Annotated in this window: 11 protein-coding genes; 7 read left to right on the forward strand and 4 right to left on the reverse strand. The window is 35.6% G+C overall.

Features of this window, described 5'->3' with window-relative positions; genetic code table 11:
• From Q0W04_RS10290 to Q0W04_RS10315, 6 genes are all read left to right on the forward strand, one after another.
• Positions 1-704: HNH endonuclease (locus Q0W04_RS10290; protein ID WP_298502965.1), on the forward strand; the 704-nt coding region annotated here is incomplete at its 5' end.
• A 46-nt stretch (positions 705-750) separates the two neighbouring features.
• Positions 751-1,056, forward strand: coding sequence for a hypothetical protein (locus tag Q0W04_RS10295; RefSeq protein ID WP_298502967.1), 306 nt, complete (start codon positions 751-753; stop codon positions 1,054-1,056).
• 412 nt (positions 1,057-1,468) lie between these two features.
• A complete protein-coding gene (locus Q0W04_RS10300; protein WP_298502988.1) occupies positions 1,469-2,074 on the forward strand; it encodes an acyltransferase in 606 nt (201 codons plus the stop codon).
• 30 nt (positions 2,075-2,104) lie between these two features.
• The gene (locus tag Q0W04_RS10305; protein ID WP_298502970.1) at positions 2,105-2,263 is read left to right on the forward strand and encodes a rubredoxin; all 159 of its coding nucleotides are present in this window, start codon (positions 2,105-2,107) and stop codon (positions 2,261-2,263) included.
• A gap of 75 nt (positions 2,264-2,338) precedes the next feature.
• Positions 2,339-2,458 carry a rubredoxin-like domain-containing protein gene (locus Q0W04_RS10310; protein ID WP_287412284.1) on the forward strand — a complete coding sequence of 40 codons (120 nt, stop codon included), beginning with the start codon at positions 2,339-2,341 and terminating at the stop codon, positions 2,456-2,458.
• 8 nt (positions 2,459-2,466) lie between these two features.
• Entirely contained in the window at positions 2,467-2,577 is a 111-nt protein-coding gene (locus Q0W04_RS10315) for a rubredoxin-like domain-containing protein (RefSeq protein ID WP_292783789.1), read from the forward strand.
• Positions 2,578-2,588: 11 nt separating this feature from the next.
• Here Q0W04_RS10315 and Q0W04_RS10320 read toward each other — a convergent pair whose 3' ends face one another.
• On the reverse strand, positions 2,589-3,188 hold the full coding sequence (locus Q0W04_RS10320) for a YigZ family protein (RefSeq protein WP_298502973.1): 600 nt from the start codon (positions 3,186-3,188) through the stop codon (positions 2,589-2,591).
• 67 nt (positions 3,189-3,255) lie between these two features.
• Between Q0W04_RS10320 and Q0W04_RS10325 the strand changes: the two genes are divergently transcribed.
• Complete coding sequence (locus Q0W04_RS10325; protein ID WP_298502976.1) at positions 3,256-3,642, forward strand: hypothetical protein; 387 nt, start codon at positions 3,256-3,258, stop codon at positions 3,640-3,642.
• Between the two features lie 22 nt (positions 3,643-3,664).
• Here the strand turns inward: Q0W04_RS10325 and arfB are convergent, their stop codons facing one another.
• Genes arfB through Q0W04_RS10340 form a run of 3 tightly spaced genes read right to left on the reverse strand, consistent with a single transcriptional unit; the run spans position 3,665 to position 5,374 of the window.
• A complete protein-coding gene (gene arfB / locus Q0W04_RS10330) occupies positions 3,665-4,357 on the reverse strand; it encodes a 2-amino-5-formylamino-6-ribosylaminopyrimidin-4(3H)-one 5'-monophosphate deformylase (protein WP_298502979.1) in 693 nt (230 codons plus the stop codon).
• 9 nt (positions 4,358-4,366) lie between these two features.
• Positions 4,367-4,849 carry an RNA-binding protein gene (locus Q0W04_RS10335; RefSeq protein WP_298502982.1) on the reverse strand — a complete coding sequence of 161 codons (483 nt, stop codon included), beginning with the start codon at positions 4,847-4,849 and terminating at the stop codon, positions 4,367-4,369.
• Positions 4,850-4,909: 60 nt separating this feature from the next.
• On the reverse strand, positions 4,910-5,374 hold the full coding sequence (locus Q0W04_RS10340) for a type II toxin-antitoxin system antitoxin SocA domain-containing protein (protein WP_298502985.1): 465 nt from the start codon (positions 5,372-5,374) through the stop codon (positions 4,910-4,912).
• Positions 5,375-5,678: the final 304 nt, after the last annotated feature.

Genomic DNA, 5,678 nt, shown 5'->3' on the forward strand with positions numbered 1-5,678 from the left:
TTTATAATGTTAAAGCTGCTGTTTTAAGCAGAGACAATTATACCTGCCAAATATGTGGAGCCCAACAGGTTAAATTACAAGTTCATCATATACGATTTAGAAGCCACGGAGGATCAGATAGTATGGAAAACCTCACAACAATATGCAAAGAATGCCACGAAAAGATTCATAACAATGGGTTAAAATTCAACAAAAAAGTCAAATCATTCCAACATGCTTCTCACATGAATATCATGAGGAAAAGATTGGTTGAATTGCTTAAAAATGAGTTTGATAATGTTTTTGAAACTTTTGGGTATCTGACTAAATACACTCGTGAAAAACTAGGTATTAGTAAGTCTCATTGCAATGATGCATATGTAATCAGCCATAATTACAATGCAGAACAATCCCAAGTCGAATTCCTATATCGCAAAGTCAGAAGACATAACCGTCAAATCCATAAATCCAAACCGGGAAAAGGAGGCATACGACAATGCAACCAATCACCCTACATCGTTAACGGATTCAGAAGGTTTGATAAAGTACTGTATAATGGAATAGAATGTTTTATCACAGGCAAACGCAGTAGCGGCTACTTCCAATTAAAAAGATTTGATGGTACTGTTGTCAGTCAAGGAGTAAGTAGTAAAAAGTTAAAATTATTAGAACCAATAAAAGGCTGGTTAATAGCATGGAGGTTGGCAAATTCCTCCCCAACCTAAAAGAGGTCGAGGTATCCTTTGCCAAAAATAAGATGAAAATTATGATTTGCAATGTATTTACAGGTCAATAGTAAACAGAGCATATCTCTCAACATATTTACATACAAGGGATTGGATTATTGATAATGGCTCATATAAAGATGTTAGAGAATATTCTGATAGGGATATTGGATATCATGCAGCTATTCTTGTAGCTTTAAAATCTTTTGGCAAAATGAAACTTCGTAGAAGATATTCTGATTTCATAGATTTGAGAGTTACTGCAGATTATAATATTGTTGATGTTGTAACTGTTGATGATGCTAAAATGGCAATTGGACTTGCTGATGAAATTTGCAATGCTTTGCAATAAACTATTTTTTTTAAATCTCAAAATTTTTATATTCTTTCTGCAATATTGATTTTTACAAAAAACAATCGATTTTAACCATCTAGTATATATACTAATTAGAAACATACATTAAATCATTAACAGATTAAATTTAATTAAATAAAGGTTTGATAATATGGTTAGGTTTTCACAGACTCTTGATGATAGGCAACCGAAAAATAGAGAAAGATCTATAGAACAACTCAAGGAGAATCATCATTATTATTCTCATGAGGAAAGACAACCTCATGTGGTTCAAATGCCTGCAGATGACAGAATGTATGCTCAACCTCCAAGACCATCTTATCCTGAAAGACCTAATTATCAAAAACCTAACAACTATGAAATTCCTATCCAAAGGGAGGAAATTGAAGAGGTTATTTATGAAAGGCCGATGATTGAGAGGGAATCAGTAAAGCCTGATTTGTCAAAACCTGAATTGAAGTTCCCTGAAAACCAGAACATCCAGTTCGGTGTTGAATACGCTCCAAATTCAAAGCCACCGGTTATAGGAAACAACCCTACCATAAGGTCAAATTCCATTATCTACAATGATGTGGTAATAGGGGACAATTTCAGAACAGGCCATAACGTGGTAATTCGTGAAAACACCAATATCGGGGATGACGTGTTGATTGGAACCAACACTGTCATTGAGGGTGATGTAATCATCGGAAATGATGTAAGCATCCAATCCAATGTATATATTCCAACCAATTCAGTGATTGAAGACAATGTATTTATCGGACCTTGTGCCTGTTTTACCAATGACAAATATCCTGTAAGGATTAATTATGAACTTCAGGGACCTAAGGTAAGACGTGGAGCATCCATAGGTGGTAACACAACATTCCTGTCCAATGTTGAGATTGGAGAGGGATCCATCGTCGCAGCGGGAGCTATTGTAATACATTCAGTTCCTCCATTCTATTTGGCTATCGGAACTCCTGCACGTATCAAGCCGCTTCCTGATCATTTGAAAGTTCCAAACAGATTCTAATTTTTCAATATCATTAAAAGGAGATTTAAAATGGCTATTTATAAATGTAAAATTTGCGGATATGTTCTAGATGAAGACAACTATGAAGAAGGTTTGAATATTCCTGAAGGAACCAAATTCGAGGACTTGCCATCTTCATTCAAATGTCCAAAATGTAGGATGTCAAAGTCTATGTTTGAAAAAAACTAGATTAAATTTATATATTACTAACGGACAAAATAATAATAAAACAACTTTAATGTAAAATTTAAGGAGATTGTTAATATGGCAAAATTCAAATGTAAACTTTGCGGATACACAACTGAAGAATTCGATGAATTACCTGAAGACTACAAATGTCCAATGTGCGGCGCTACTGCTGACATGTTTGAAAAAGTAGAATAGGTGATAAGATGGCTTATGTCTGTAAAGTATGTGGATTCGTTTTAGAAGAAGACGAATTGCCTGAAGACTACACCTGCCCTGTTTGCGGTGTACCTGCAGCTAATTTTGAAGAACAATAGTTCTTCCTTTTTTATATTTTTTCCAAAAATTGCTTGTTTTTAAAAGTAGTTTCTATTTTTCCAGAGTATTTTTCAAATATCTTTAAGATGTCTCTATTGTCCTTTGACACGATTTCATAGATGACCTTATCTGAGTATTGCTTGTCAATGACTTCCAGACTGTTGTTTCTAACTTCCGTATCGGCTGTTTTTATATCGGAATATTCAAATATGATTTGATAGACGTCATACTCTTCAATTTCAAGTATTTCTGCCTCTCCAATGGCTTCCATAACTGACTTTGAATATGCCCTTACAAGCCCTCCTGCGCCAAGCTTTATCCCACCGAAATATCTTGTAACGATAGCTGTCACGTTGTGAAGCTCGTTTTTTCTTAAAACGTTAATCATAGGTTTTCCTGCAGTTCCACCAGGTTCTCCGTCATCGTCAAAGCCTTCTCCGTCACTTACGATGTATGCTGTGCAGTTATGGGTGGCATCACTGTATTGCTTGTTAAGCCTTTGGATAATTTCCTTTGATTCGGCCTTTGTCCTTGTCGGATACAGGCTGCAGATGAACTGTGATTTCTTGACGTTTATTTCACATTGGATAGGTTCTTTAATTGTTTTCATCATTATCAATATATTTATATATCTATTCCAATATATTATTGTTAGTAAATTTTAGAAGGTGTTTATATTGTCAAGTAGATCTGCTACAATTTTGGTGATATTTATAGTAGCTTGCATTGCTTTCTGTCTGGCTAGCGTTTTTGGAGCTATGACCGGGCCAATATCAATCTTGCCTAATGAAAGTAGTGGTGGAATTCTGGATAATCTCTCAGCGATTACAGATTCAAACAGTTCTCCAACCACTTACGGATATGATGATTCTCAAAGCTATTCCCAATCAAGTCAGGATAGTTCAAGTTCAAATGTAGAAACTACTGTTGATGAGTCTTCATCCAATCAGCAATCTGATTCGGGAGACCAAGGCAGTTCCAGTAATTCTGGAAGTCATAATGATGGTCAGGAGTCTGGAGGTTCAGTTAATGATAATCCAGATGGGGGAACTCCCACAGGATAATTAATTTATCCTTTTCTTTTTTTTAGAAATCCAACAATTTCTCAACATCCAGCAATACGGAATTAATGGCCAGATTAAATAATCTGTGTCCGTATTCTTCATCCACATAAACGCCGTTTTCCTCAACGTCCCTTGCGCCTTCTTCGATGTTGGGATCATCCTTTCTTGCCTGTGCAAATCCATGCAGGCCAACTTCTTCATATTCTCTGACATTTGCCTGATTGTCAATCTCATTTTCATTAATGATTCCAAGGACTTTGGCCATTGACAGCTCACCGCTTCCGCCGTGCGGACCTTCCGAAGAGATTACCTTGTTGTTGAATATGATTGATATTCCTGTTTTATCTTCAATGTCCCATAATTCGGCCACTAAGGGTATATTTCCACCGTGGGCATTTACGATAACTACCTTTTCGATATCCAGAAATTTTTTAGCGGAGTTAAGTGTGTTTATTACATTTTCCTTTAGAACTTCAAGGGAAACATGAACTCCATGGTCGATTGTGTCAAGTTCATATGCAGGAAAGATTATTCCTAAAAATTTTGCTCCGGTTAAAAGGGATGCCTGAAATGCGATGTGGGCTCCTATCTTTGCGTCGGTATCGATTGGAAGTGCAGGACCGTGGTTTTCAAGGTGTGATCCCAGGGCTATTATTCCTATTTTGTGGACTTGAGGATTTTTGATGTTTCCTGCTCTGTATCTCAGTTCCGCCATGCTATCACCCTAAATTTCAAAGTTCCAGATGTCGTCGCCGACATAGTGTTTTGTTGCAACTGCCTTTCCGGAATCGTTTGCAACCATTTCCTCACCGCTTATTAGGCTTACTCCAATTGCCAGTGGTTTTCCATGGGTTTCATCTATGATGAGTACGATGTCGCCTTCATCTACGCCTTCGGATGCATCGACAATTCCTGGACTCATGATGTCTGCACCGTTGCTTACAAATCTGATTGCTCCCATATCCACGGTTACTGTTTTGCCGTCAATTTCATTTGCAAGCGCTGCTTTCAGTGTTGGGAACGGTTTGTCGTCAATTATTATTATGTATGGTTCACCATCCACCAAAATGAATGAATTAGGTTCAGCTTCAAGTATTTCTACATTCTTTTTTCCCTGAAGCAAGTCTGAATATTCGCCCAATTGTGATTTTATTTCTTTAATTTTCTTTTTTTTCAAGAAATTTCTTTTTTTAACTTTAATCGCCATGTTTACCCCATAATATATTAATGAATAATATTATGGTATTTAAAATTAATAAAACTATTGTTATCTTAGAAAAACATCTTCGTAGTTTATCTCATCTCCAAGTTTGGTTTTTGTCAACGGTTCGTCACGGTAGGCATATCTGGTTATTGTGTTTGCATTGCTGTCGCTTAACTGTCTGATGCATGAGTTGATTACAATTAGCTCTTTGGATGTAAAATTCAGTGTTGGGATGACTGTCGGGTAGTATCTGTGAAGAATTCTGTTATAGTAGGGTTCTTTTCGCAAAAATAACTGTTTTTTGGCAATCAAATCTTCGGTAATTTTTTTAAAATGTTTCGGTTTGATTCCTCTTTTTGATTTGATGTAGGTTTCTTTTGTTAGGAATTTGCCGTAGCGTTCGTAATAGTCAAAATCAATGAAATACATCACTGTACAAAGGACGGTCTTGCCTAAATTTGGCTTGTTGTGGCATTTGGATAATATATACATGATGATGCTGATATATTTTTCTTCATTGATTTTCATAAAATTACCAGGTGACGGTTGGGTGTTATTGGTTATGTTTGTGTTTGAATATAAGCAATGTCAGAGAGCATTTGATGAATAATTTAAATACTACAAAACTAATTATTTAGTATCGGACTTATTTTTTCATTATTTTAGCCCAAAATAAAGTAACCTTTATATAGTAGGTTAGTTATAATTAATAGTATTAGTTTTAATTAGGTTTTGTCTTATCTTAACTTGATTATATTAATTTAAAACTAAAATTTATGATAATATAAGGTGATATAATGAGCGGACAAAATGTTCAAAGACCACTTGACGC

Origin of the sequence: uncultured Methanobrevibacter sp. (assembly GCF_947170395.1) — an archaeon.
GTDB lineage: Archaea > Methanobacteriota > Methanobacteria > Methanobacteriales > Methanobacteriaceae > Methanocatella.

Bases quoted from the DNA above. Each gene is read 5' to 3' on its own strand.
- Q0W04_RS10300 (WP_298502988.1), top strand. From the start codon at position 1,469: ATGATTGAGAGGGAATCAGTAAAGCCTGATTTGTCAAAACCTGAATTG.
- Q0W04_RS10305 (WP_298502970.1), top strand. From the start codon at position 2,105: ATGGCTATTTATAAATGTAAAATTTGCGGATATGTTCTAGATGAAGAC.
- Q0W04_RS10310 (WP_287412284.1), top strand. From the start codon at position 2,339: ATGGCAAAATTCAAATGTAAACTTTGCGGATACACAACTGAAGAATTC.
- Q0W04_RS10315 (WP_292783789.1), top strand. From the start codon at position 2,467: ATGGCTTATGTCTGTAAAGTATGTGGATTCGTTTTAGAAGAAGACGAA.
- Q0W04_RS10320 (WP_298502973.1), bottom strand. From the start codon at position 3,188: ATGAAAACAATTAAAGAACCTATCCAATGTGAAATAAACGTCAAGAAA.
- arfB (WP_298502979.1), bottom strand. From the start codon at position 4,357: ATGGCGGAACTGAGATACAGAGCAGGAAACATCAAAAATCCTCAAGTC.
- Q0W04_RS10335 (WP_298502982.1), bottom strand. From the start codon at position 4,849: ATGGCGATTAAAGTTAAAAAAAGAAATTTCTTGAAAAAAAAGAAAATT.
- Q0W04_RS10340 (WP_298502985.1), bottom strand. From the start codon at position 5,374: ATGAAAATCAATGAAGAAAAATATATCAGCATCATCATGTATATATTA.